Raw genomic sequence first — 25,442 nt, 5'->3', positions numbered from 1 at the left:
GGATGGGAGCGTAAAGTTTTTGAGAACAGCGATCGCTCTATCCAAAAATTTCCGCAGGATCGGCAGATTGGACTTTGCGTAATGATATCGCACCAGAAATCACACACATCACCATCGTTAAGATCATCACAGGAATTGCCTTATCCCAGATATACAGAGGCAATAACGTGGCATTTTTGGTGAGATTGTACAGCCCAAAGGAAATTCCTAACCCAGGAATAAAACCCAAAATCGATAGAACAAACGCTTCTTGAATGACAACTTGAGCTAGGTATAAATTTCCATAGCCCATCGCCTTAAGCGTCGCATATTCTGCAAGGTGATCAGAAACATCTGTATAGAGAATCTGATAAACGATCACAATTCCGACAATGAATCCCATCACAGTTCCAAGACTAAAGATAAAGCCGATCGCCGTACTTTTTTGCCAATATCCTTTCTCAAAGTCAATGTAGCCTTCCATAGTCAAGATCCGCGTATCATCGACCGCCGCATCGTGAGTTTTTTTCAGATCTTCCACCGTGAGATCGGTCTTATAGACAAACACCTTATCTTTATTCTCTTCGCGAATCATTTTTCCATTTGCATCAATACTTTCTTTATACAAAATCTGAACTCTTTTACCGTCGGGTTGTAATTTTTCGCGAGGCAAAATCACATGATCACTGGGTTGACTCAAAATGAAGTTTCGCATTGCTTCGTAAGGTGATGCATCAGGTTTTAGATTAATCAAGCCGACATTAATTAATCCTGAACGACGACTATCAAAAATGCGAAGAAAATTAGTATCGCTAGTAATCACTGCACCATCAGCAGCAAAGGATGCACCTAGCTCAAATAAACCTCCAATTGTCAGTTTGCGATTGGCAACTTCGCGAGTGACGAGATTGTTACAAGCAAAAGCATCATCGGTGAACTTCGCCTTGAGCGCTAAAGTGCCACATTCTCCCACAATTGGACCAAACTCAGCACGGGAAGCCCGATCAAAGAGAACTACATCTTGAGTTTTGATATGATCAATATTTGCTTCTGCGCCCGCCATTTTAAAGACCTTTGCCTCAGGATTTGCGCCCAATACTAAGATATTACGAGTCTGTCCCGCAGGGTCTTCTTGGATTTTCCAAGCACCAAGTCCGATATATACTGGGTTAACTGAAGCAACTTCCTTCATTCCCAAAGCTTGATAAAGGCGACGTTGTGAGAAGTTCCGCATTCCCACGAGGTTAGTGGATTGAGGACTAATAATTACTAAGTCACCTACCAAATTACTTTGCAAGCGAATCGCACTAGTAAATAGAGCATCGCGGAATCCTAATTGTAAAAACATTAAAACTACCGCGAAGGTAATCCCTGCGATCGCTACCAGCAGTCGGCTTTTTTCGTAGGTAAGTTGTAGCCAAGCAAGAGGTACAGCAAAAATCATAAAATTTCATCTAGCGTTAAAAAAATTAGATTTAATTAAGAGTGCTTTGCACTCCCATTAAACCTCTACCTTGACTCTGACTTGCAAATTGGTAAGCCCTGAAACCTTGGAGCTGTCATCTAACTTGATCTTGACTTCAATAATCCTGACATCGGTTTTTGCAGCAGGATCGGTTCCCAGTACATCATTTTTGGCAATCCGCAACCCGATGCGATCAACTTTGCCAGTAATTTCACCTTCAAAGGCTTCGCTTTGGATGCTTGCTTTCTGTCCAATCTTGATTTTGCCGATATCAGTTTCATAGATTTCTGCTACTACATACATCTGACTGGTATTGCCAAGGTCAACTACTCCATTTGTCTGACTGACAAATTCACCAGTTTTCGTATTGATTTTGAGAACTTGTCCATCAATTGGAGCACGAACTTGGGCTAGATCAAGATCTACTTCAGCTTTTTTGACATTGACCATCGCCGTTTGTAATTGAGCTTCGGCAAACTGGATATCAGTGGGACGGACTTCTCTAACACTACTGAGTAATCCTTGAGATTGTTTTAGACTAAACTCTGCTTGTTGAATCTGTTGCTTAGTTTGTTCAAGTTGTCCTGCGAGAGTGACTGCTTTCAGTCGATAAGTATCCAACATTGACTCTGAAATTGCACCATCTTTTTGTAGCTGCTGAAAGCGATTGTAGTCTCGCTCAGCAATATCTAGTTCTGCTTTAAGTCGAGCCGCATTTACACTAATAGCATTAACATTTGCTTTAGCCGCTTCAACATTACCTGCTTGGGCTTCAATATCGCCACCCTTAGCCCCTGCGCGAACTCTGGCAAGATTACGATCGCTTTCTTGGGCTTGACTTTGAGCTTGAAGTAAAGTGGCGACTGAGCGATCGTAACTATCAAGAATGGCGATCACTTGTCCCTGCTTGACCATATCGCCTTCTTTGACCATTAATTTGACAATGCGAGATGTCCCTAGCGCTGAAGGTGAGGCAACTTTGACAACTTCTCCCTGTGGCTCTACGCGACCTAAGGCACTGATTGCTCTGGGTTGTTCTTTGCTACTGTTACCAGTGGTATTAGTTGCGGGAGATGTGGCTGATGATGGGTTACTACTAAAACGTCCGATCACAAACCAAATACTTACACCCAGTGCGGCTATTGCCAAAGCGATCGCAGGGATTAATAATTTATTGGAACTTTTAGGTGCTAGCGCCTTCTTCATATTAATAGTTTGATTTTTGGCTGAAGTACTTTGTGTATCTCCAGATATATTACTGACTTCCGTAGATGTTTCTACCTGTTTATCCGCCTGTTCATCCACCTGCATATGCTCTTTGCCTCTATATACTTCGGCTTAGAATTAAAAACTAGCCAATAGTGTATCAAGCTATAGCAGTTTGTCCATATCTATGACATCCTACGCTCAGGCTAGATTAAAAATAGACATTAAAAGCCAAGGATTAGCGGTGAGGCGCTTCGCGCCTCACCGCTAATCCTTGAGTAGTAGCTTAGGTTAGATTAATAATCTCCATAATTTCACGAAAACTAGCTAACCCTGCTTCGATATTTTCGATGATTTCATTGGCAAGAATATCGGGGTCGGGGAGATTATCAAGATCGGCGAGGCTTTTGTCCTTGAGCCAGAAAATATCGAGGTTAGTCTTGTCTCACGCCATGATTTCGTCATAGCTAAATCTTAAAAGGTGGCGTGAACCGCCACCTTTTAAGATTTATGTTGTGTATTCAGCGTTAATCTTGACGTAATCGTAGCTAAGGTCACAGCCCCATGCCGTGCCTTCACCACTACCATCACCGACACCGACATTGATGATTACAGTGTCATTTTTGAGATAGTCGCTGGCGGCATTGCGATCGTATTCCTGTGGCGTGCCGTCCTTCATCATCACAAAATCGCCCAGTTGAATATTCAACAAATTTTGATCAAAATCTACACCCGATCGCCCTGCGGCGGCGGCAATTCTACCCCAGTTAGGATCGTTGCCAAAGACGGCAGATTTGACAAGGGATGAACCGACGATAGTTTTGGCAATTTGCCGAGCGGCGACGGTACTAGATGCACCAGTGACATTCACCTCGATCATGCAGGTTGCCCCTTCACCATCACGGGCGATCGCCTTAGCTAAGCTCATACAAACTTCTTGCAACATCGCCTGCACCTGTTGCGCTGCATCAGAATTTTCATCATCGATAACTACGCCCGACTGACCATTGCTTAGTGCTAATACCATGTCATTGGTGCTGGTATCACCATCAACGGTAACTTGGTTGAAGCTGGCATCAATGGAACTAGATAGCATCTTTTGCCATAGCTTTGGCTCCACACCAGCATCACAAGTGACAAAACCCAGCATCGTCGCCATGTTGGGATGGATCATTCCCGAACCTTTACAGATGCCACCAATTCTCACGGGCTTGCCATCAATTACGGTTTCTAGGGCAATACTTTTCGGCACAGTGTCCGTGGTCATGATCGATCGCGAGGCATCTTCACCACCATCGGGCGAAATCAGGGGCGCAATTTTGGCAATACCTGAGCGCATCTTATCCATTAGCAATTGCTTGCCGATGACACCAGTGGAAGCAACTAAAACCCCATCGACTGTATTTAAAGCTTTCTGCACTAGTTCGGCACATTCCACTGCATTCTGCCAACCTTCTGCACCTGTACTAGCATTGGCTTGACCCGCATTGCAGAGGATCGCGCTGACATGGCAACCCTTTGCCAATACTTCGCGGTTGAAGTCTACACAGGCAGCTCTGACACAAGACTTAGTAAATACGCCTGCGGCGATCGCTGGGACATCCGATGCGATCAAAGTTAGGTCAGGTGCGCCAGATGGTTTCAGTCCTGCGGTGATTCCTGCGGCTTTATAGCCCTTTGCTGCGGTCACACCGCCTGCTATTACTTGCCAATTTGCCATGATTTGATTGAGTTCCTCAGTTACTGTGCATTTGCATCTTGCTTCGCAAGATGCAAAACTTAAATTCCCGTTAATTTGGCGATCGCCCCTTCCAATGAACTTGGTAGCGATCGCAACAACTTACGTTTTTCAAAATCTACAGGTACGAGGGTAACCACTGCTGTTACACATAGATCTGTTTCAGTACGAATTTGATATTCCCAGTTCAGGCGGACTTTATCTGGTACAAGTCGAGTCATTACGAGTACATCATCACCCATCCGCGCCGAACGGTGATAGCGCAAATTCATCTCGGCAACTGGCAAGTCCACACCTGCTGAGACTAATTCCTCAAAGCTCATGCCCACAGTTCGCAAGCATTCTACCCGCGCCTCTTCCATCCAAGTGAGATATGTACCATGCCACACTACACCCGCATAGTCAGTGTGATGAGGATATACGCGCACAGCATAGTTAAACCAGCCTCCGTTTTCAGAACTAGGCTCAAATTTAGTAATTGCGTTGGTTAAAGGATTAGAAGTAAGTTCAGCCGTCATAATTTATACCTAAAACAAACTCTAGTCATGTCATAAGAATGCGTCCCTTAGGGACGCATTCTTATGTCTTATAGTAAATTTTCTAAACGACGGCGCATCATCGCAATTACGGGATCTTCTACCTCAATTTCGTCCTCTGGTTCGGGTAGATTTTGATCGCGATCGGCTGACCAGTCCGTTTTATCCACATTTTTTTCAGGGGGGACTAATAGGGCATCGGTTGGTACGATGTTTAAGTCATAGCCTGCTTCTTCACAAAATTCTTCTAAATCTTTGCTATCAATGCTTTCTACTGTTGGCGACAAGAAGTCCTGTGCTTCCAATAAACCTGCATAACGAATTGCATCATCCTCTTGCTCAAAGGCGACAATAATATTACTGCCCTCAATTTCTAGAGTGTAGATACCTTCGTTATCGGTGTTGGCGTTAAACAGCAATACCCAAACTTGCATAGAAAAAACTCGACCATTAGAAAAGCTTTAATATTGTATAGCAATCAACATTACAGTTAAGATCTTAACCCTAAAAAATCAGTAATTCTCATCTAGCAATTCTCCTTATAAAAATCGGTTTTTTGAAAGCCCTTCAACGGCGGGCTTTCAAAAAACCGATTTTAATGTTTCCAGCGCCAAAGGCGCTGGAAACATTAAAATCGGTTTCATAATGAGAATTGCTGCTATCAAACTATGAACATTAAAGTTTTACGCAATTGCTCTATGATTGCGACAATTACTGTCGCACCAATGAAATATTAATGAATATTCTGGGCATCAATGCATATCATGGGGATAGTTCTGCAAGTCTCATCCAAGACGGTCAAATGGTTGCTGCTGTTGAAGAAGAGCGCTTTCAAAGAATCAAACATTGGGCGGGATTCCCATCCGAGTCAATTCGTTATTGCCTACAAGTTGGTGGTATTGATGTTACGCAGTTAGATCATGTGGCTCTTTCTTATAACCCTAAGGCAAATCTCAACCGCAAGTTACTAGTTACATTACAACAGCGTCCTTCTCTTAGCTCATTAATTGATCGCTTTGGTAAGCAAAGCAAAAGCTTAGGAATTCGAGATAATTTAGCGATCGCCTGCAATGTATTACCAGAAAAGATTAAGGCTGTAATTCATACTCTAGAGCATCACTCCACCCACTTTGCGAGTACATTCTTTGTTTCGCCCTTTGAAGAAGCTGCGATTCTATCGATTGATGGCATGGGAGATTTTGTGAGTACTCTCTCTGGAGTAGGAAAAGGGAATCAATTACAATATTTTGAGCGAACTTATTTTCCCCATTCTCTAGGATATCTCTATAACGCAATTACTCTTTATCTAGGATTTCCTAACTATGGAGATGAGTATAAAGTTATGGGGCTAGCTCCCTATGGAGAGCCTGAGTATTTAGAAGAGTTGCGCCAACTTATCTCCCCTCAAGGTGATGGGCTAGAACTAAATCTTGAGTACTTCAATCATCATAAAAATGGGATATCGATGAATTGGACTGGAGGAATACCCACAGTTTTACCATTTCATAGCCAAAAATTAGAAAAATTGCTTGGTAAACCTCGCCAGCCTCAAGATGAACTCACCGAAAAACACCAAAATATTGCTACCTCATTGCAGGTTATCACTGAAGAAATTATCTTTCATATCCTCAATCGCTTATGGGAACGCACTAAAAGCGATCATCTTTGTCTAGCTGGCGGTGTGGCGATGAACTCGGTCGCTAACGGGAAAATCACGCAAAAGACTCCCTTCAAGCAGGTATATATCCCAGTTGGTGCTGCCGATAATGGGACTTGCTTTGGTGCAGCTTTTTACGTGTGGAATCAAATTCTGAAGCATCCTCGTAATTTTGTGCTTGAACATGGCTATTGGGGTTCAGAATTTAGTGATGCTGAATGCTTGGAGGCGATCGCTAAACATAATTTGCGATCGCATTATTTACCATTAGATCAACCACGCGATCGCCAAGTGATGCTAGAAAAAGTTGTCGATGCGATGTGTGATGGTAAGGTCGTTGGCTGGTTTCAGGGAAGAATGGAATTTGGGGCAAGAGCCTTAGGTAATCGTTCTTTGGTAGCTGACCCTCGCCGTGCGGATATGCGCGATATTATTAATCTCAAAATTAAGTTTCGCGAGAAATTTCGACCTTTTGCCCCCAGTATTCTTGAGGAAAAAGTTGGTGAATATTTTGAGATTGATGAGCCGACACCATTCATGGAAAAGGTCTTTAAGATTAAGCCCGAAAAGCGATCGCAAATCCCTGCGGTGACCCATGTTGATGGGACGGGGCGATTACAAAGCGTTAGCTATAGAACTAATCCACTTTACTGGGACTTGATTAATACCTTTGCTCAACGCACAGGCGTACCCATGATTTTAAATACGTCATTAAACGAAAATGAGCCAGTGGTCAGGATTCCTAATGAAGCGATCGCCTGTTTTTTGCGTACTAGTATGGATGTGATCGTGCTTGGCTCGTACTATGTCGAACGTCCTTAGCAATAGTGTGAGGCAGCGCTTCGCGCTGCCTCACACTATATTTCCTACAAGAATGGCGACAGTTATATAATGGCTGTGATTATAATTAAAAAGTTTAAAATGACTTCTACCACTTCAGCCACTACTCCAAAAATTGGACTAGCATCCCGCTTAGTAAATGGCATTTTAGCGATCGCGCCTTTATTTAACATCGCTAAGCAACGCGCCCGCAACATGATGATCGAAAGGGCTGAGTCAATGGGCGTAAACTGGCGGCAAATTGTCGCTGATTTACAAAAACAAGATCTTGATAGCGAAATTGCCCAAGTCCAAAATCCTCATATCCAATATCCCGAATATTATCTCAAGCACTTCCATGCCTACGAAGAAGGGAATCTTGGTTGGTTGCCTGCAACGGAAGTAGAAGTTGCTGCCTATGCTGTACATTCACGCATTTGGAATGATGATCAGCCTCCAGTGGAAGGTGATGCACGTTTGCGTCAAAGTTATATTGATATTGTCAAAGAGAAGATCGCCACTCCACCTCAAGATATTCTCGATATTGGTTGCAGTGTAGGCATGAGTACTTTTGTATTGCATAAAGCCTATCCTCAAGCCAAAATTACGGGTTTGGATTTATCACCACATTTTTTAGCGATCGCTAATTACAATACGCACACCAAGCATCCTGAGTTAGCCGAAAATGGACAGGTGCAATGGATTCATTCTACCGCCGAACAAACGGGATTACCTGATAGTTCATTTGATTTTGTATCCTGTTTTCTGCTATTCCATGAACTACCTCAAGATGCAACGCGCCAAATACTCCGTGAAATTCGCCGTGTTTTGCGTCCTAATGGTTACTTCACTCTCATGGATATGAATCCCTATTCAGATATCTATGTCAAGATGCCTCCCTATATTTTGACTCTACTCAAAAGTACAGAACCCTATCTCGATCAATATTTTTCCTTTGATCTTGCCTCTGAACTAGTTGCCGCAGGGTTTGAGGCTCCCTGCATCACTGCGAATTCACCACGTCATCGCACTGTAATTGCGAAAGTAGCTTAAATCAACGTGAGTTCGATAAGCTATTTGCGGCGTGCGAAGCACGCCGCAAATAGCTTATCGAACTCACGTTAAATTATGTTTTATACTAATTCACAAAAGTGAGCCAACACTTTTGTGAATTAAAAACCAAACCCTGTAAGGGTTTTAAAACTAAAAATGGCGGAGCCATTTTTAGTTTTGGACTGTAAGGGCAATTCATGAATTGCCCTTACAGTCCATTACCGATCGCAAAAAATGCTGACCAATAATTTGGATGATTGTAATTTGGAGATTTAATCAGGGATATTTGGGCGCGTTGTAATGCTTCGGTGGAGGTGATATTACCTTTCTTGAGTTCTTGGTAAAATGCTTCCATGAGCACCTGTGTGCCTGCATCATCAACTTTCCAGAGTGAGGCGATCGCCTGTTTTGCTCCTGCCTTTTGGACTTGATAACCAAATCCTAAAACTTCTACTCCATCACCAAGCTTGCCAACACCAGTCTGGCAAGCGCTGAGTATAACTAAATCTATATTGGGAATTTGCCAATCGCTGATCTCATTTAAGCGGATTTTATCACCATTGCCAAAGATAATGAAGGAGTTGTCTGGTGCGCCAGTATTAAATTCGGCATGGGAGGCAAGATGGAGAATGTTGTGGTTTTTGAATTTAGACTCGAGCGCTTGGCGACTAAACTGATCTTCGGTTAAGGTAACGGAATTTTGGAATGAATTGGCGATCGCTTGGACTTCTTTGAGCGTAGCAGGTAATCCCAATTGTCCAAATCTTTTCTCCCCTGCTTTCCCACCAAACGCTCCTGCTAGGATATTAGGCTGAGTTTTAGGCTTTGGGGAAAAGTCAGATAGGCTATAGGCGATCAGGTTACTGATTTGATATTTTTCAATTAGCCATTTTTTGCCATCATATAGAGCGGCAAGGGGAACATATCGCATTTGCCCATCAGGTGCGTAGAGAATCGTCTTGGCTTTGGATCGGATGAGTTCTGCTTCGATGGGTTTGATCAGTAGATTGTAAAGGGCAACAGCCGCAGCTTTATAATCTTCAGAAGTTGTATCGAGCAGTCCCGTTCTATAATTATTAATTAAGTCTTTTAGTTCTTTTTGGGAGATTTTGACAGTGTGGTTGAGGGGAGGAGAATTGGGAGAGAAAAGGATTAGCTCAAGGCGATCGCTTAAAATCAATGGATAGAGCAGTACTGTACCTTGAGGAATTTGTTGCAGATAGTCGGGAATTTTGTTTAGCTCTGATCTAGGGATTTGGCGGATCTGATTAGCAAGTTGTAGATTGATTTCCGCGCTATCCTCCAACTTTAAAAGCGACAATTGACGAGCAGTCACTGTCTCTGGTTCTAAGAGCTTTACTCCTTGAGCTGTTCTATCATTCCCTTTCACATTTTTGAGATAGTCTTCTAGCTCTTGTACTTTCAGGAGATCGAGGACTTGTAGAGCTTCTATTACTCGTCCTTGCATTAGTAGTAGACTGGCAAGATGGCGATAGGTGCGGGCAACTGTATCCAAAAAAGACTTCTGTTCTTCTTTACTCAGTCCGCGCAGATCTTTGCGGATCGATTCTTGGATATTTACTGATTGCTTGTAAGCAAGGATAGACAATGTGGTTTGGTCGAGGTCGGCAAAGATTACCCCCAAGTTATTGAATACTCTCCCTTCTCCGCGCCGATCGCCAAGTTCGAGCGCGATCGCTAAGTCTCTCAGATAAAATGGGAGCGCTTTGTCGTACTGTCTGAGTTTGTTGTAAATAATGCCAAGCCCACCAACGGCTTTGCCCTCAGTGACACGATCTTTGATTGCATAGGCGATCGCTAGTTGTTGTTGGTGGAAGGTGAGGGCTTTTTGGTACTGACCCAGTTCGCGATACGCAATGCCAAGATTACCGAGGGTGCTTCCTTCTTCCTTGCGATTTTCAATATCGCGGAATATTTCTAGAGCCTGTTGATAAAAGGTAACGGCTTCTTTGTATTTCAGTAAATCACCATAGGCGATGCCAAGGTTGTTGAAAGCCCTGCCTTGACCATTAAGGTCTTTAAATTCGCGAGCGATCGCCAAGTCCTGTTCGTAAAAGGTAATTGCTTTTTGGTACTGACCTAATTCGCGGTAAACAATGCCAAGCCCACCGAGCGCTCGCCCCTCCCCTGCACGGTCTTTGATTTCGCGAGTAATGGTTAACTGTTGTTGATGGAAATTGATTGCTTTCTGATATTTCCCTAGTTCACGGTAAGCGATGCCAAGATTTCCGACAGCATTTCCTTCATTCTGGCGATCGTTAAGTTCTTGGAAGATCGCCACTGCTTGTTGGTAGATGGCGATCGCTTTTTCGTACTGTCCTAGGAGGATGTAGTTAAGTCCAAGACTGTCGAGGGCATTGGCTTCACCTTTGCGATCATTGAGTTCGCGGGCGATCGCTAAACGCTGTTGAAAAAAATTAACTGATTTGTCGTACTGTCCCAGCATGTAGTACGCAATGCCGAAATTGTTCAGTACTTTTCCTTCGCCTGCACGGTCTTTGATCTCTCGATAAATTTGCAGGGTCTTCTGCCATGTCTGAAAGGCGGCTTGAGTCTGATTATTGCGATATTGCTGCAATCCTTGGTTTAGCAATCTACCTGCTTCTGCTCTGCTGTCAGATGCTTCTTGCGCCCATAGGCGATCGCTACCTAATGTTGTTACGGACAAGCAAGACAAAAGAGTGACCAATGCGATCGCGCCCAAACCTTTATTCATGGCAAAAACTGTCCTCCTAAATCACAAAATTTGATTGCGCCTCACAACAGTCCATCTAAACTTTAAACCCAAATTGCTGTTCCGCTAGCTACGCTAGCGAAACAGCAATTTGGGCTTATTTTATAACTATGCTGAGATACTTAACAAATGACTACAACCCATTGCCGATCGCAAAAAATGCTGACCAATAATTTGGATGATTAAACTCTGATGATTTGATTAGAGAAACTTGCGCTCTATGTAATGCTTCTGTACTAGTAACATTGCCTTTTTTGAGTTCATCATAAAAGGCAACCATTAAGGCTTGTGTACCAGCATCATCAACTTTCCAGAGTGAGGCGATCGCATTTTTTGCTCCTGCTTTTTGGACTTGATAGCCAAATCCTAAAATTTCTACACCATCGCCGAGCTTACCCACTCCAGTCTGACAAGCACTCAACACAATCAAATCTATATTCGGAATTTGCCAGTCGGTGATTTCATTGAGACGGATTTTGTCACCATTGCCAAAAATGATGAAGGAGTTGTCTGGTACACCTATGTTGAATTCGGCATGGGTGGCGAGATGCAGAATATTATGATTTTTGAATTTCGATTCAATCGCTTGTCGGCTAAAGTTTTCTTCGATTAAGGTAACTGAGTTTGTGAATGAATTTGCGATCGCTTGAACTTCCTTAAGGGTTGCGGGTAAGGCTGTTTGTCCATGCTTTTGCTCTCCTGCTTTACCACCAAAGGCTCCTGCAAGGATGTTGGGTGAGTTTTTAGGTTGTGCGGAAAAGTCAAAGAGGCTATAGGAGATTAGATTACTAATGCGGTATTTCTCTGCTAGCCATTGTTTGCCGTCATAGAGTGCAGCGATGGGAATATATCGCAAGATGCCATCGGGTGCATACAGAATTGTGGTGGTTTTAGCTTGGACTAGTTCGGCTTCGATGGGTTTAATCAGTAATTGGTATAGTTGTGCCGCAGGTTCTTTGACGTCTTCAGAGCCAGCATCAAGGAGTGTGGCTCTAAAATCAGTCACTAGGGTTTCTAGTTCTTTTTGAGAGATTTTGACGGTGCGGCTGATGGGGGTGGTGTTGGGTGAGAAGAGGATGATTTCGAGTCTGTCTCCTAAAATCAAGGGATAAAGTAAGGCTGTGCCTTGAGGGATTTTTTGGAGATAGTCGGGTACTTTGTTGATTTCTGATTTGGGAAGTTGTTGGATTTTGTTAGCAAGTTGGCTGTTAATTTCAAGACTATTCTCAAAACTAACCGCTAATAGCTTATCGCTCATAGCTTTCTCTGGTTCTAAAAGTCGGACTCCTTGCGCCGATCTGTCACTGCCTTTGATATTTTTGAAATAGTCTTCGAGTTCTTGGACTTTGAGGAGATCAAGGACTTGGAGTGCTTCCACGATTCGATCTTGCTTAATCAACAAATTGGCTAAGCGACGATAACTACTTGTAATGGTGTTGGTATAGGATTGCTGTTCTTCTTTATTAAGCTTTTTGATATCTTTACGGATTGATTCTCTTACATTAACCGATTGTTTGTAAAAAAGAATAGCGAGTTCAGATTGATTTTGATTGCTAAGTAGAACCCCAATATTTTGGAGAACAATCCCTTCGCCATCTCTATCTTTAGTTTCTCGTACAATTTCTAAAGCTTGCGAATAGTAATCAATAGCTTTGTCATAATGACCAAGAACATAATAAGTAGCTCCGAGATTTCCTAGAGCCTGTCCCTCTCCTTGCTTATCTTTGAGTTCTCTTGCGATCGCTAAGGCTTGTTGTTCATATTTAATGGCGTTGTCATAGTTTCCGAGCCGAAAGTAAGAAAGACTGAGTCCTCCCAATGCATTTTTCTCTCCGAGTCTGACTTTGATTTCTCTTGCAATTGCTAAAGCTTGTTGATAGAAATCAATGGCTTTGACGTGGTTACCAAGTTTATTGTAAGAAAGACCAAGATTGCCAAGTGACTGTCCTTCTCCTCGTCTATCTTTGATTTCTCTTGCGATTGCTAAGCGCTGTTGCTGATAATCAATGGCTTTGCTATAGTTGCCAAGGGCATCGTAAGCAATACCAAGATTACCAAGCGATTGTCCTTCTCCTCGTCTATCTTTGATTTCTCTTGCGATTGCTAAGCGCTGTTGCTGATAATCAATGGCTTTGCCGTAGTTGCTTAGAGCATGATAAGCAAGACCAAGATTACCGAGTATTTGACCTTCTCTTTGTATATCTTTAATATCCCTTGCAATTGCTAAAGCTTGTTGATGAAACTCAATGGCTTTGTCATAGTTCCCAAGGGCATCGTAAGCAATACCAAGATTACCAAGCGACTGTCCTTCTCCTCGCCTATCTTTTATTTCTTTTGCAAGCGATAACTGTTGTTGATGAAACTCAATGGCTTTGTCATAGTTCCCAAGGGCATCGTAAGCAAGACCAAGATTACCAAGTGACTGTCCTTCTCCTTCCCTATCCTTGATTTCTCTTGCAATTGCTAACCTTTGCTGATGATAATTAATAGCTTTTTCGTAGTTGCCGAGAGAGTAGTAAACAAGACCAAGATTCCCAAGAGCATTTCCTTCTCCCAATTTATTTTTGATTTCTCTTGCAATTCCTAATGCTTTTTGATGATATTCAATGGCTTTTTCATAGTTGCCGAGAGAATAGTAAGCAAGACCAAGATTGCCAAGAACTGTGCCCTCACCTTGTCTGTCTTTGATTTCCCATAAGCTTGCTAATGCTTTTTGATGATATTCAATGGCTTTTTCATAATTGCCGAGAAAATAGTAAGCAAGACCAAGATTTCCAAGGACTGCTCCCTCGCCTTGTCTATCTTTGATTTCGTAATAAATGCTCAATGCTTGCTGCCATGACTGAAATGCTGTCTCAAACTGGCTAATTTGATATTGCTGATTTCCTTGTTGCAACAGTCGATCTGCTTCCGCTTTACGGTCTTGTGTTGTTTGTGCTTGGGCGCTCTCACTCATCACTATCTGCACTTGCCCACAAGACAAAAAGGTCAACATCGCAATGCCAACAATCTTCTTCATTGCCCACATCCTCACATTTACATCAAAACCCGTAGTTGCTTACCAGCCAGCATAAAGCGATATTCTCCAAAACAGGCGATCGTTACAAAAAAGATAACTGAGATCTTAACAACATCCTATCTATTGCCCTTCAACCCTCTCAAACAGGTGCAAGATCTGAGTGAACATTCTCTAAGCGCAACAAAAAATACCCTCCGCAACTCGCTAGCCTGTATATTCAAGTCTCCCTATCTTCGTTTCAATCTATCTAATCCCCCTAAGTCCCTCAATTCTGGGGGACTTTGAAATAATAATATTTCTTGTCCCCCTAGAATTGGGGGCTAGGGGGCGATTGATTCTTGATTTAGCTAGGTTTTAGGACTTGTGGGTAGTAGCCGCAATGCGGAGGGTATTCTTTAGTTAGGACTTTAAGCGTAATCCTGAAGCGCAGTTACAGAAATCGCTCCAGTTTGGAGAGAACGAATCGCCGCGATCGCTGCTTTCGCACCAGCAAGGGTGGTAATTACAGGAATCTTATAAGCAAGCGCTGTACGGCGAATCATCTTGCCATCGGTTTTCGCCTCTTCACCACTAGGCGAATTGACAATCAATTGGATTTGACCATTCTTCATCGAGTCACCAATGTGGGGACGACCTTCATGGACTTTGAGAACTTGCTTGGATTCAATATTGTTACGACGCAGGATTTTATAGGTTCCTTCCGTAGCCACAATTTTAAAGCCCAATTCGACAAAGGCTTCCGCAACCGAGGGGATGCCGCTTTTATCGCGATCGTTAACCGATAGGAATACAGTTCCCTCAAGAGGTAAATGAGTTCCTGCGGCGATTTGCGCTTTGGCAAAGGCGCGTCCGAATTCGGTATCAATGCCCATGACTTCACCAGTCGATCGCATTTCAGGACCTAAAATCGTATCGGTTCCTGCAAACTTCGCAAAGGGAAGTACAGCTTCCTTAATCGAAATATGTTTAGGAATTACCTCTTCCGTTAAGCCAAGTTCGGCAAGGGTGGCTCCAGCCATGATGCGAGATGCATAATTAACGAGGGGAACATTAATCGCTTTACTGACATAGGGAACAGTACGCGAAGCGCGAGGATTAGCTTCAAGAATAAAGACCTTGCTCTCTTTGAGGTTGTTATTATTCAACTGGACAGCATATTGGATATTCATCAAGCCAATTACGTTGAGAGACTTGGCAAGGCTGATCGTCCATGTGCGAATGGTGGTAAGAACTTCAGGAGGCAAAGAGAAAGTAGGAATTGAACAAGCGGAGTCACCAGAGTGAATCCCTGCTTCTTCGATATGCTCCATGATGCCGCCGATGGTGACATTGCCAAGTTGATCAGCGATCGCATCCACATCCACCTCGATCGCTCCTTCAAGGAAATGATCGATCAGTACAGGATGCTCTGGTTCGATGATGATCGCCCGACGCATATAGTCTTCGAGTTCGGTATCAGAGTAAACCACTTCCATACCACGACCACCAAGAACGTAGCTAGGACGGACTACGACGGGATAACCAACACGTTGAGCGATGACCACCGCCTCTTCTTCAGAACGCGCCAAACCATTATTAGGTTGCAGGATTCCTAGTTGTTGACAGATAGCTTCAAAGCGTTCACGATCTTCAGCAATATCAATAGAATCTGGCGAAGTACCCCAAATTTTAGTATTAGAGTTATTCTCTTCCAGATAACGCAGGAGCGGAACTGAAAGCTTAAGTGGAGTTTGTCCACCGAACTGAATGATCACACCTTCAGGCTGTTCCGCTTCGATGATGTTCAATACATCTTCACGGGTCAATGGCTCGAAATAGAGGCGATCGCTAGTATCGTAATCCGTGGAAACGGTTTCAGGATTGGAGTTAACCATGATTGTCTCGAAACCTGCGGCACGTAATGCATAGCTAGCATGACAACAACAATAGTCAAATTCAATCCCTTGTCCAATGCGGTTTGGACCACCACCAAGGATCATGACCTTGCGCTTTGTCGAAGGTAGAATTTCTGATTCTTCTTCGTAGGTAGAGTAGTGATAGGGCGTGAGCGCTTCAAACTCAGCCGCACAAGTATCGACAGTCTTGTAGGAGGGAATCACGCCGAGGGATTTGCGATAAGTACGAACTGCATCTTCATTTGTGCTAGTGAGGTAGGCAATCTGGCGATCGCTAAAGCCCATGCGTTTTGTTTCCAGCATCTCATCTTTTTTGATACTGTCTAGCTTCCGACCCTTGATCGAAAGTTCCACATCGGTGATCTCGCGCATTTTTTGCAAGAACCAAGGATCGATATTAGTCAATTCAAAAATGGCTTGAACTGATAGCCCTGACAAAAATCCATCGCGAATCGAGAAAATGCGATCGGGATTAGGAACCCGCAAGCTGTACTTAATTTTATCGAGGTCAGGCAATACTTCTTCGCGATCGCCACCAAAACCAAAACGACCAACTTCTAGCGATCGCAATGCTTTCTGGAACGACTCTTGGAAAGTGCGTCCGATCGCCATCGCTTCACCGACGGATTTCATCTGGGTAGTGAGCACTGGCTCAGATCCAGGGAATTTCTCAAAGGCAAAGCGAGGAATCTTAGTTACGACATAATCGATCGTTGGTTCAAAGCTCGCAGGAGTTTTCTTAGTGATGTCGTTAGAAATTTCATCAAGGGTATAACCCACAGCAAGTTTCGCAGCAAATTTAGCGATCGGGAAGCCAGTCGCTTTCGATGCAAGTGCCGAGCTACGCGACACGCGAGGATTCATCTCAATTACAACGACATCGCCGTTTTCAGGATTGATCGAGAACTGAATATTTGAGCCGCCAGTTTCTACGCCAATTTCGCGAATGATTTTAATTGAATAGTCACGTAAGCGCTGATATTCTTTGTCAGTCAGGGTTTGAGCAGGTGCAACCGTAATCGAGTCACCTGTATGAATACCCATGGGATCAATATTTTCGATGCTACAAATGATCACCACGTTATCGGCGAGATCGCGCATCACCTCTAGCTCGTATTCTTTCCAGCCAATCAGCGATCGCTCGATCAAGATTTGCGATACGGGACTAGCTTCAAGCCCAGAGGCACAAATTTCTTCAAATTCCTCTTGGTTGTAAGCGATGCCGCCGCCAGTACCACCCATTGTGAAGGCAGGACGGATAATTAAGGGATAAGTACCAATTTCATGGGCGATCGCGCGGGATTCTTCCATGGTTGTCCCCAAGCCAGACGGACACATGGCAACGCCGATTCGCTCCATTGCTTCCTTAAATAGTTTGCGATCCTCTGCCATTTCGATCGCTTCTAGTTTTGCCCCAATTAGCTCCACGCCATATTTTTCTAAAACCCCCATTTTAGCGAGGGAAACCGCCGTATTTAGGGCTGTTTGTCCACCCATCGTCGGCAAGATGGCATCAGGACGCTCTTTTTCGATAATCTGCGCGACAACTTCGGGCGTAATCGGCTCAATGTAAGTGCGATCGGCTGTAGCGGGATCGGTCATGATCGTAGCGGGATTGGAGTTAACTAGGATCACGTAATAGCCTTCGTCCCGTAAAACTTTACAGGCTTGGGTTCCCGAATAGTCGAATTCGCAGGCTTGCCCGATCACAATTGGGCCAGCGCCAATCAGCAAAATCTTTTGGATGTCATTACGGCGGGGCATAAAATCTTGTATTTCTTAGGTAACTCGCAATACATTTTATAGCGTCATGGTGATCTCTTAGTATGTAGCGCATGATGCTAATTAGTTTGTTGGCTACCAAGTGAGTCTATTTCTAGAACAATATAAGTTTTGAACCCATAAATAAAGGCGGCGCGAAGCGCCGCCTTTATTTATGGGTTTTTATTCTGCACAAAAGTTAGCAGCTTTCAGTATTTTCAATATTTACTAACTTATTTCTTCCAGATAAACCAATCAAAATTGTAATTTGAGATTTTGTCACACTAAAATTTTTGGCTAAAAGCTCAATTAGTTCTTTATTAGCTTTACCATCAACGGGTGGCGATTTTAAATGCACCGTTAGACTTCCATCTTCTTCTTCGATAATGGCTTGCTTTTTAGAGTTTGGCTTGACCTTAATCGATTTTTTCATTCATTTAGCAAAGGTGTAATCCACTGCGTGGATTACACCTTTGGTTATTTAAACTGTTGCCGCAGTACGCTTGCGTCTACCAGCACTTGCCGTGGCCGCACCTGTAGTAGTCACTACTTCACTAGTCGCCGCCGCAACGTTGCCATTACTTCCATTCTCAATCTTAGGAATCACTTTGCCGCTACCTGCTTTTAAAGTCACACCCAAAGCATTTGGCTTTGCGGCGGGAACAGGTGCAGATTGTGTAGAATTTGGAGGTGTTTGCAATAGAAACACGATTACTGGTTTGCTTTGGATTTGTTGACGCAAGACACGGGTGAGGTCGCGCTCAAGTTGTCCACGTAAGCCAGTCCAGTCAACTTCCAGAGAACCAACATTACGGGCAAAGTTACCCCAAGAATTAGCCAAGGAATTATCGATCGCCTTAGCAACTAAAGCAATAATTTGCGAATGTTCCATCGGTAGAACGACACCGCTTAGTTGAATATCAGGAGATGTGGCAAGCTTGCCATCCAGACCGACGGATACCGCGATCGAGAAGATGCCTTCACCAGAAATCTGTTGGCGATCGCGCAATACATCACCCTTAACCATGCCATCGCGAGAAGAATCGACTAGCTCAACACCCGAAGGAACCTTATCCACAATCTTCATGTAGTTTTGGCAAACTTCAACCACATCACCATTTTCGGCAATCACGATATTTTCGCTAGGGATGCCCATTGCTTCCGCCATCTTGGCATGTTGTCTGAGCATTCTCAATTCACCGTGAGCAGGGAAGAAGAACTTCGGACGTACAAGCGCCAACATCATCTTATGTTCTTCTTGAGATCCATGCCCCGAAACGTGAATACCTTTGTCATTACCGTAAATCACATTTGCCCCAAGAGCCATCAAGCGATCAATCGTCCGCACCACAGGAATCGTGTTACCAGGAATTGGATTGGCGGAGAAGATTACAGTGTCGCCTTGACGTACTTCCAATTGACGATGGCTGCAAAGAGACATTCTTGTCAATGCTGACATTGGCTCACCTTGAGAACCAGTAGTCAAAATTAGAATTTGATCATCACGGTAATGACGTAGATTTTGTAAAGGTTGGAACAGATCATCGCGGCACTTAATGTAACCAAGATTACGCGCATGGGCAATGACATTCAGCATTGATCTGCCAACCACGCCAACCACGCGCCCTTGTTTATCAGCGATATCCAAAATCATGTTCACACGATGAACAGAAGATGCAAAAGTGGTGATAATCACCCGACCTTTTGCCATCATGATGTATTTCTCAAGGTTAGGATATACAGCCCTTTCCGAAGGCGTAATTCCAGGGCGTTCCGCATTAGTCGAGTCACTAATCAAAGCCAATACGCCTTTTTCGCCATGTTCTGCAAGACGAGCAAGATCAAAGAATTCACCATCAACAGGAGTATGGTCAATTTTGAAGTCACCAGAGTGAATCACCATCCCCGCAGGTGTATTAATCGCGATCGAGAAACTGTCAGCGATCGAGTGAGTATTACGAATGAATTCCACAAAGAAGTTAGTACCAACACGAACAATATCGCGGGGCATGACACGGCGGAGTTCAGTACGATTTAGGACACCCGCTTCGCGAAGTTTGTCTTCGAGCAGAGCCATTGCTAAACGAGGACCATAAATAACAGGAATTTCAAATTGCTTCAAATGGAATGAAATTGCACCGATATGATCTTCGTGACCGTGGGTGACGATCATGCCCTTGATCTTATGTTTGTTTTCGCGTAAATAAGTCATATCAGGCAATACGACGTTTACCCCTGGCATCATGTTGTCAGGGAAAGACAAGCCCCCATCAAGGAGCATGATTTCGTCGTTATATTCAAATACCCATGTATTTTTGCCAATTTCATGGAGTCCGCCGAGGGCAATAATTTTGAGTGCTGGTGCGTTAGATGTAGTCATAGGTTATCTCTAATGTAAAGAAAAAAGTAAAAGGTAAAAAGGTAAAAATTGAATATTCTGAATACTCAAGGTGATTCAATTTAATGGGTGAAGCTAAACTCTGCGTTTATAAGTACTTAGATAGAATGACTAAAAAGGTGTATTCCCCCCCAAGTTCATAATTATCAGAAGTAATAAAACTCTATGTCTCTAGATTTGAAGTTGTCAGGCTTTACTAGGAAAGAATTCCAACTTTTTTTAATACAACTTTGAGCTTTGCTTCAAGTTCGTCATTACCAGCAACTAGAGGCGATCGCACTACGCCTGTATCTAATCCCAATAAGCGCAGAGCTAACTTGAGAGGGATTGGATTACTAGTTAAAAATAAAGCTTTAAACAAAGGAAAAAGTTGAATATGGATTTGCAATGCTTCTTGAACTTTGCCTGCGGCAAAGGATTGCATCATTGTTTGAAGTTGCTTGCCAACTAGATGGGAGGCAACGCTAACCACTCCCTTTGCACCCACAGCCATTAATGGCAATGTGAGAGAGTCATCACCTGAATAGATCGCAAAATCGGCTGGTGTGAGGGCGCGAATTTGACTAGCTTGATCTAAATCACCTGTTGCTTCTTTAATCCCAATAATACTAGGGATTTCAGCCAGTTTAGCAACAGTCTCAGGTTCCAGTTTGCAACCTGTGCGACTAGGAACATTATAGAGAAGAATCGGAAGCTCTGGTGCAGCTTCGGCGATCGCTCGAAAATGTTGATATAAACCTTCTTGCGGAGGCTTGTTGTAATACGGTGTTACTTGCAGTGTACCATCTAATCCGAGATGTGCGGCTTTTTGAGTAGCCTCGATCGCTTCAGAAGTGGAATTTGATCCTGTACCTGCCATGATTTTCGCTTTACCAGCGATCGCCTGCTGTAACACCGAAAACAATTTATATTCCTCATCCCAACTCAGGGTTGGCGATTCGCCTGTCGTACCACATACGACAATCGTATCAGTCCCCGTCTCGACCAAATGAACGGCAAGCTGTTCTGCTTTCGCATAATCGACATTCCCTTCTCTATCGAAAGGAGTAATCATTGCCGTTAGTAAACGTCCGAAATCGATTTCACTCATAGATACTCATAAATAGAAGCTTGCCAACCAAATTTTGCTAGCCAAATAGTACTTCGCACTGTTTATTGGACTTAGATGAGAGACTTAGCAATCACTAGTTCGGCGATCTGGACTGCATTTAAGGCAGCCCCTTTCCGAATTTGATCACCGCATATCCATAATTCCAAACCATTAGGGTGAGAGATATCTTGACGAATTCGCCCTACCAATACATCATCCTTACCGCTAGCATCAATCGGCATTGGGAAATAATTTTTCGTAAAGTCCTCTACCAACTCTACTCCAGCCGCTGTAGCTAGAATTTCTCTAGCTTTGTCTGGATTAAAGGGATGAGCAAACTCTAGATTAATCGCTTCAGAATGCGCTCGCAATACGGGAACCCGTACACAGGTAGCCGTGATCCGAATATCGTGATCGCCAATAATCTTGCGAGTTTCATTCACCATTTTCATCTCTTCCTCGCAATAGGAATTTTCTGTCATCGGTGAATTGTGGGGAAACAGATTAAACGCAAGCGGATAGGGCAGGATCTCAGGTATAGCAGGCTCACCATTGAGCATTGCTTGAGATTGCACTTTCACTTCTTCCATTGCTCTCGCACCTGCACCACTTGCTGACTGGTAAGTAGAGACGACGATGCGCTGGATTGGTTGCACCTGATGGAGAGGATATATGGCTACGGTCATCAAAATGGTCGTGCAGTTAGGATTGGCGATGATGCCTTTGTGCTGAGCCGCCGCTTCAGGATTGACCTCTGGCACAACTAGCGGTACATCAGGATGCATCCGAAAAGCACTCGAGTTATCAATGGAAATAGCTCCTGCCTTAGTGGCGATCGGTAACCATTTCTTAGAAATACTTCCACCTGCGGAAGCAAGCACAATATCTACATCGTCAAAAGATGACTCAGTAACAGCCTCAATCACTAAATCTTTGCCAGCAAAGGAAATCGACCTACCCGCTGATCGCTCTGAAGCTAAAAGCTTCAAATTACCTAAAGGAAAATTTCTTTCTTCTAGCAAAGCTAGAAGCTCTGTACCCACTGCGCCTGTCGCTCCAAGAATGGCAACGTTATATTTCCTACTCAATGAACCTCCAAAATAAAAACATCAAATTAGGTGGAAAACTTTTGCTAAGACGATGAAGTGACTTATGTATAGTTTCGTCATTTATGTCTTGCTTGATTACATAGTAACAAACTTTCAGAATATTGCTAATTTTTTTGGCTAGGGACCTGTAAAAATTGCATCTTCAACATCTTGGCGACTGAGGGAATAGGGAAATGCGCGTTGAATTTCTTTGCCACCATAGGCATCTTGGATATAGCGCACACGGATATCTTCAACATCCATCACGATTTCTGCTTGCCATGATGATCGCGTAACACGCCAGACATTAGGATTCGACTGATCTTGGTAACATCCCTGCTCGTCTAGCCATGCTTCCAGCGCAGGCAAGGGATGATTATAGAGTGGGGTTGTAGGGGAGGGAAGCGCCATAGCAGACGAGTTTATAGGAATTGTCAAAGAATTTATGAAATGTTTTACGGGAAGTAAGTCCAAAAAACTGATACAGGTGCGATCGCTTCAGGTAAAAGGCGATCGCCTCTTAGTAGGGCGACTAAAACAACTAACACTAAACAAGCAACTAGCGTAGCACCAATTAACAAGAGTGAAAATAGTTCACCACCAGATAATGGACGCTCAATAGGCAAACCGTCATCATCTGCCGTTTGGAGGTTTTTGGGTGTTTGATTTTGGGATTTTACACCATTATCAAAGGTTGCGTACTGAAATCGTGAAAACTGAATACGGCGATCATAGGCACTGCGGCGCTCAGCATTACTAAGCGTGGCATAAGCTTCGTTAATTTGGCGAAAATTTTCAACTGCCTCATCTTTAGGCAATTGGGTAGTATCAGGATGATAGAGCTTGCTAAGATCGCGATAAGCCCGACGAATATCGATTTCACTTGCCCAAGGAGTGACTCCGAGGATGGCGTAATAGGTTTTAGACATAGCACTTACAGATATAATCTACAGACAAAGCCTACAAGTAACAGCTACTTTCATTATGAAACCGATTTCAGGATTTTTAGAACCAAAGGTTCTAAAAATCCTGAAATCGGTTTCATCGTTGTCCACTTTCTCAGTTGTGCTATTTTCATGCCTTGGACTCGGATTATCAGTGCTTTATTAGTTATTCCCCTCGTACTAGCGGCGATTGCCCTAGGTGGATGGGCATTCACAGCCGCATTTGCATTGCTGGTGGTTTTTGGTGAGATGGAATATTTTGCATTGGTAAGAGCCAAGGAAATTGTCCCAGCCAGCAAGATCACTATATTTGTTAGTTTAGCATTGCTCATCGTTTCACAAGTAAGAGTTGATCTTGCTGATGCAGTAATCCCGATCGCGGGAACATTTATTTGTTTTTATCTGTTGTTTCAGTCACGCATCGCCACGATTTCTGATATTTCCGCATCGATATTGGGGTTGTTTTATGGTGGATACTTACCTAGCTTTTGGGTGAGGATTAGAGGGATCGGCGATAACACAATCTTTGAAGTCAGCGATCGCCTGCACCAGTTTGATTTCTTTAATCAATTACGCAATCTCGATCAGCTTTCGTGGCTGAAAATCACTTTTCCAGTATCCTCTGGGGCAGTTTATGTAGTGATGGCGTTTTGCTGTATTTGGGCTTCTGATGTGGGAGCTTATATATTTGGCAAAGTGTTTGGGCGCACTAGACTTTCGGATATTAGTCCTAAGAAAACCGTAGAAGGGGCGATCGCAGGATTACTATGCTGCTGCATTACGGCGATTATTTGGGCTTTTAGTCTCGGATGGTATGAATGGTGGCTATCGGGTGCAATTTTAGGCTTATTAATCGGGGTCGCGGGGTTGCTGGGTGATCTGACGGAATCGATGATGAAACGTGATGCTGGAGTCAAAGATTCGGGGCAGATCATGCCGGGGCATGGTGGCATTCTTGATCGTGCTGATAGTTATGTGTTTACTGCGCCTTTGGTGTATTACTTCCTGACTTTGATTTTGCCTCTTGTGCATAAAGCTTCTTGAGCATTTTTTGCTGTTTATTGTTTACGCTCAAGCCAAAGAAGGCGACGCTATGCGCCGCCAAGCTATAGCTAGGGATGAGTGGCGGCGCATAGCGCCGCCACTCATCCCTAGCTAGCTATAGCCCAAACCAACTTAGATAAGTTGAGAGAATTGACTTACCGAAAAATAGTGAAATCGCTCCGCCTAATGATAAAAAGGGACCAAAGGGAATTGGCTGTTGTTTTCCTAAATCTTTAGTAAATATGGCGATCATCCCCACAAGAGTGCCGATCGCTGAAGCAATCAAAAGTGTCAACAAGACATTTTGCCATCCTAACCACATACCAATCATCGCCGCAAGTTTCGGATCGCCACCACCCATTGCTTCTTTTTGTAGGAAGACTCTACCCGCAATTCGCATAATGTCTAACAGCCATATACCTAGGACGGCTCCACCGATCCCAAATAGTAACAGGGTGGGAAAAGCGAGGCGATCGCCAGTCTTAATCAAAGCTAGGCTAATTTGATAAATTAAACCTAATACCAAACCTGATTGCGTTAAGCAATTAGGCAATGTCATCGTATCAATGTCAATCATGGCAAGTGCTAGCAACCAACTGAGAAAGGCAGCATAAAAACACAAAATTATGACTGGTATCGAAGTTCCGAAAGATGAGGCTACACACCAAAACAGAAAAGCAGTTAACGCTTCGATCGCAGGATAGCGCCATGACACAGGTGTATGACAATAACGACATTTTCCTTTAATCAAAAACCAGCCAATAATCGGAATATTATCGTGGGGCGCAAGTTGCCGCAGACAATGGGGACAACGCGATGGCGGATGTAAAATTGATAAACCTGCTGGAACGCGATAAATTACCACGTTTAAGAAGCTACCAATACAGGCTCCGAGAACGATCGCTAAACATTGTAAAAATAGAGATTCAATTAATAGCAAAGGATTTGAAAAAGGTAGTTCAATAATAAAGAAAATGAGTCAAACAATGTTTGAC

Annotated in this window: 18 protein-coding genes; 3 read left to right on the top strand and 15 right to left on the bottom strand. The window is 43.5% G+C overall.

The window, feature by feature from the left end; translation table 11 throughout:
* Positions 1-37: 37 nt before the first annotated feature.
* The 5 genes from H6G05_RS04275 to H6G05_RS04255 form a co-directional block, all read right to left on the bottom strand.
* Entirely contained in the window at positions 38-1,423 is a 1,386-nt protein-coding gene (locus H6G05_RS04275; RefSeq protein WP_190576606.1) for an FtsX-like permease family protein, read from the bottom strand.
* 57 nt (positions 1,424-1,480) lie between these two features.
* Entirely contained in the window at positions 1,481-2,755 is a 1,275-nt protein-coding gene (locus H6G05_RS04270) for an ABC exporter membrane fusion protein (RefSeq protein WP_190576605.1), read from the bottom strand.
* A gap of 403 nt (positions 2,756-3,158) precedes the next feature.
* Complete coding sequence (gene argJ, locus H6G05_RS04265) at positions 3,159-4,370, bottom strand: bifunctional ornithine acetyltransferase/N-acetylglutamate synthase (RefSeq protein WP_190576604.1); 1,212 nt, start codon at positions 4,368-4,370, stop codon at positions 3,159-3,161.
* A gap of 59 nt (positions 4,371-4,429) precedes the next feature.
* Positions 4,430-4,906, bottom strand: a complete 477-nt coding sequence (locus tag H6G05_RS04260; protein WP_190576603.1) for an acyl-CoA thioesterase — start codon at positions 4,904-4,906, stop codon at positions 4,430-4,432.
* A 68-nt stretch (positions 4,907-4,974) separates the two neighbouring features.
* Complete coding sequence (locus H6G05_RS04255; RefSeq protein ID WP_190576601.1) at positions 4,975-5,358, bottom strand: DUF3110 domain-containing protein; 384 nt, start codon at positions 5,356-5,358, stop codon at positions 4,975-4,977.
* Between the two features lie 302 nt (positions 5,359-5,660).
* Between H6G05_RS04255 and H6G05_RS04250 the strand changes: the two genes are divergently transcribed.
* Together H6G05_RS04250 and H6G05_RS04245 are read left to right on the top strand one after the other, a co-directional pair.
* A complete protein-coding gene (locus H6G05_RS04250) occupies positions 5,661-7,403 on the top strand; it encodes a carbamoyltransferase family protein (RefSeq protein ID WP_190576600.1) in 1,743 nt (580 codons plus the stop codon).
* A 99-nt stretch (positions 7,404-7,502) separates the two neighbouring features.
* Entirely contained in the window at positions 7,503-8,453 is a 951-nt protein-coding gene (locus H6G05_RS04245; protein WP_190576598.1) for a class I SAM-dependent methyltransferase, read from the top strand.
* A 208-nt stretch (positions 8,454-8,661) separates the two neighbouring features.
* On the opposite strand, the gene H6G05_RS04240 is transcribed toward H6G05_RS04245, so the two are convergent.
* The 9 genes from H6G05_RS04240 to H6G05_RS04200 all read right to left on the bottom strand — a co-directional run bounded on the left by H6G05_RS04240 (position 8,662) and on the right by H6G05_RS04200 (position 23,388).
* Complete coding sequence (locus tag H6G05_RS04240) at positions 8,662-11,190, bottom strand: CHAT domain-containing protein (protein WP_190576596.1); 2,529 nt, start codon at positions 11,188-11,190, stop codon at positions 8,662-8,664.
* Between the two features lie 151 nt (positions 11,191-11,341).
* Entirely contained in the window at positions 11,342-14,227 is a 2,886-nt protein-coding gene (locus H6G05_RS04235; RefSeq protein WP_190576594.1) for a CHAT domain-containing protein, read from the bottom strand.
* A gap of 407 nt (positions 14,228-14,634) precedes the next feature.
* Positions 14,635-17,886, bottom strand: coding sequence for a carbamoyl-phosphate synthase large subunit (gene carB / locus H6G05_RS04230; RefSeq protein WP_190576592.1), 3,252 nt, complete (start codon positions 17,884-17,886; stop codon positions 14,635-14,637).
* 196 nt (positions 17,887-18,082) lie between these two features.
* Positions 18,083-18,316, bottom strand: coding sequence for a DUF167 domain-containing protein (locus H6G05_RS04225; protein ID WP_190576589.1), 234 nt, complete (start codon positions 18,314-18,316; stop codon positions 18,083-18,085).
* A gap of 48 nt (positions 18,317-18,364) precedes the next feature.
* Entirely contained in the window at positions 18,365-20,263 is a 1,899-nt protein-coding gene (locus tag H6G05_RS04220; protein WP_190576587.1) for a ribonuclease J, read from the bottom strand.
* 214 nt (positions 20,264-20,477) lie between these two features.
* Positions 20,478-21,371: a 4-hydroxy-tetrahydrodipicolinate synthase gene (gene dapA, locus H6G05_RS04215; protein ID WP_094533685.1), complete on the bottom strand. Its 894-nt coding sequence runs from the start codon at positions 21,369-21,371 to the stop codon at positions 20,478-20,480.
* 71 nt (positions 21,372-21,442) lie between these two features.
* Positions 21,443-22,459 carry an aspartate-semialdehyde dehydrogenase gene (locus tag H6G05_RS04210; protein ID WP_190576585.1) on the bottom strand — a complete coding sequence of 339 codons (1,017 nt, stop codon included), beginning with the start codon at positions 22,457-22,459 and terminating at the stop codon, positions 21,443-21,445.
* Positions 22,460-22,597: 138 nt separating this feature from the next.
* Positions 22,598-22,870, bottom strand: a complete 273-nt coding sequence (locus tag H6G05_RS04205) for a DUF3143 domain-containing protein (RefSeq protein WP_094533689.1) — start codon at positions 22,868-22,870, stop codon at positions 22,598-22,600.
* A gap of 44 nt (positions 22,871-22,914) precedes the next feature.
* On the bottom strand, positions 22,915-23,388 hold the full coding sequence (locus H6G05_RS04200) for a J domain-containing protein (RefSeq protein WP_190576584.1): 474 nt from the start codon (positions 23,386-23,388) through the stop codon (positions 22,915-22,917).
* 147 nt (positions 23,389-23,535) lie between these two features.
* Here H6G05_RS04200 and H6G05_RS04195 point away from each other — a divergent pair, with 147 nt between their 5' ends.
* Positions 23,536-24,447 carry a phosphatidate cytidylyltransferase gene (locus H6G05_RS04195; RefSeq protein WP_190576582.1) on the top strand — a complete coding sequence of 304 codons (912 nt, stop codon included), beginning with the start codon at positions 23,536-23,538 and terminating at the stop codon, positions 24,445-24,447.
* A 115-nt stretch (positions 24,448-24,562) separates the two neighbouring features.
* On the opposite strand, the gene H6G05_RS04190 is transcribed toward H6G05_RS04195, so the two are convergent.
* Positions 24,563-25,387: a prepilin peptidase gene (locus tag H6G05_RS04190; protein WP_190576580.1), complete on the bottom strand. Its 825-nt coding sequence runs from the start codon at positions 25,385-25,387 to the stop codon at positions 24,563-24,565.
* Between the last annotated feature and the right edge of the window lie 55 nt (positions 25,388-25,442).

This window comes from Phormidium tenue FACHB-1050 (genome assembly GCF_014696925.1).
In the GTDB taxonomy this organism is placed as follows: Bacteria; Cyanobacteriota; Cyanobacteriia; order Pseudanabaenales; family Pseudanabaenaceae; genus Pseudanabaena.
The sequence above is the reverse complement of the archived record's forward strand: the minus strand, read 5'-3'. Positions and strand labels throughout refer to the sequence as shown.

What these genes read in the sequence shown, in the direction of transcription:
- carB (WP_190576592.1), bottom strand. Translation starts at nt 17,886, where the DNA reads ATGCCCCGCCGTAATGACATCCAAAAGATTTTGCTGATTGGCGCTGGC.
- H6G05_RS04260 (WP_190576603.1), bottom strand. Translation starts at nt 4,906, where the DNA reads ATGACGGCTGAACTTACTTCTAATCCTTTAACCAACGCAATTACTAAA.
- H6G05_RS04220 (WP_190576587.1), bottom strand. Translation starts at nt 20,263, where the DNA reads ATGACTACATCTAACGCACCAGCACTCAAAATTATTGCCCTCGGCGGA.
- H6G05_RS04255 (WP_190576601.1), bottom strand. Translation starts at nt 5,358, where the DNA reads ATGCAAGTTTGGGTATTGCTGTTTAACGCCAACACCGATAACGAAGGT.
- H6G05_RS04235 (WP_190576594.1), bottom strand. Translation starts at nt 14,227, where the DNA reads ATGAAGAAGATTGTTGGCATTGCGATGTTGACCTTTTTGTCTTGTGGG.
- H6G05_RS04275 (WP_190576606.1), bottom strand. Translation starts at nt 1,423, where the DNA reads ATGATTTTTGCTGTACCTCTTGCTTGGCTACAACTTACCTACGAAAAA.
- dapA (WP_094533685.1), bottom strand. Translation starts at nt 21,371, where the DNA reads ATGAGTGAAATCGATTTCGGACGTTTACTAACGGCAATGATTACTCCT.
- H6G05_RS04205 (WP_094533689.1), bottom strand. Translation starts at nt 22,870, where the DNA reads ATGGCGCTTCCCTCCCCTACAACCCCACTCTATAATCATCCCTTGCCT.
- H6G05_RS04240 (WP_190576596.1), bottom strand. Translation starts at nt 11,190, where the DNA reads ATGAATAAAGGTTTGGGCGCGATCGCATTGGTCACTCTTTTGTCTTGC.
- H6G05_RS04195 (WP_190576582.1), top strand. Translation starts at nt 23,536, where the DNA reads ATGCCTTGGACTCGGATTATCAGTGCTTTATTAGTTATTCCCCTCGTA.
- H6G05_RS04250 (WP_190576600.1), top strand. Translation starts at nt 5,661, where the DNA reads ATGAATATTCTGGGCATCAATGCATATCATGGGGATAGTTCTGCAAGT.
- H6G05_RS04225 (WP_190576589.1), bottom strand. Translation starts at nt 18,316, where the DNA reads ATGAAAAAATCGATTAAGGTCAAGCCAAACTCTAAAAAGCAAGCCATT.
- H6G05_RS04245 (WP_190576598.1), top strand. Translation starts at nt 7,503, where the DNA reads ATGACTTCTACCACTTCAGCCACTACTCCAAAAATTGGACTAGCATCC.
- argJ (WP_190576604.1), bottom strand. Translation starts at nt 4,370, where the DNA reads ATGGCAAATTGGCAAGTAATAGCAGGCGGTGTGACCGCAGCAAAGGGC.
- H6G05_RS04270 (WP_190576605.1), bottom strand. Translation starts at nt 2,755, where the DNA reads ATGCAGGTGGATGAACAGGCGGATAAACAGGTAGAAACATCTACGGAA.
- H6G05_RS04200 (WP_190576584.1), bottom strand. Translation starts at nt 23,388, where the DNA reads ATGTCTAAAACCTATTACGCCATCCTCGGAGTCACTCCTTGGGCAAGT.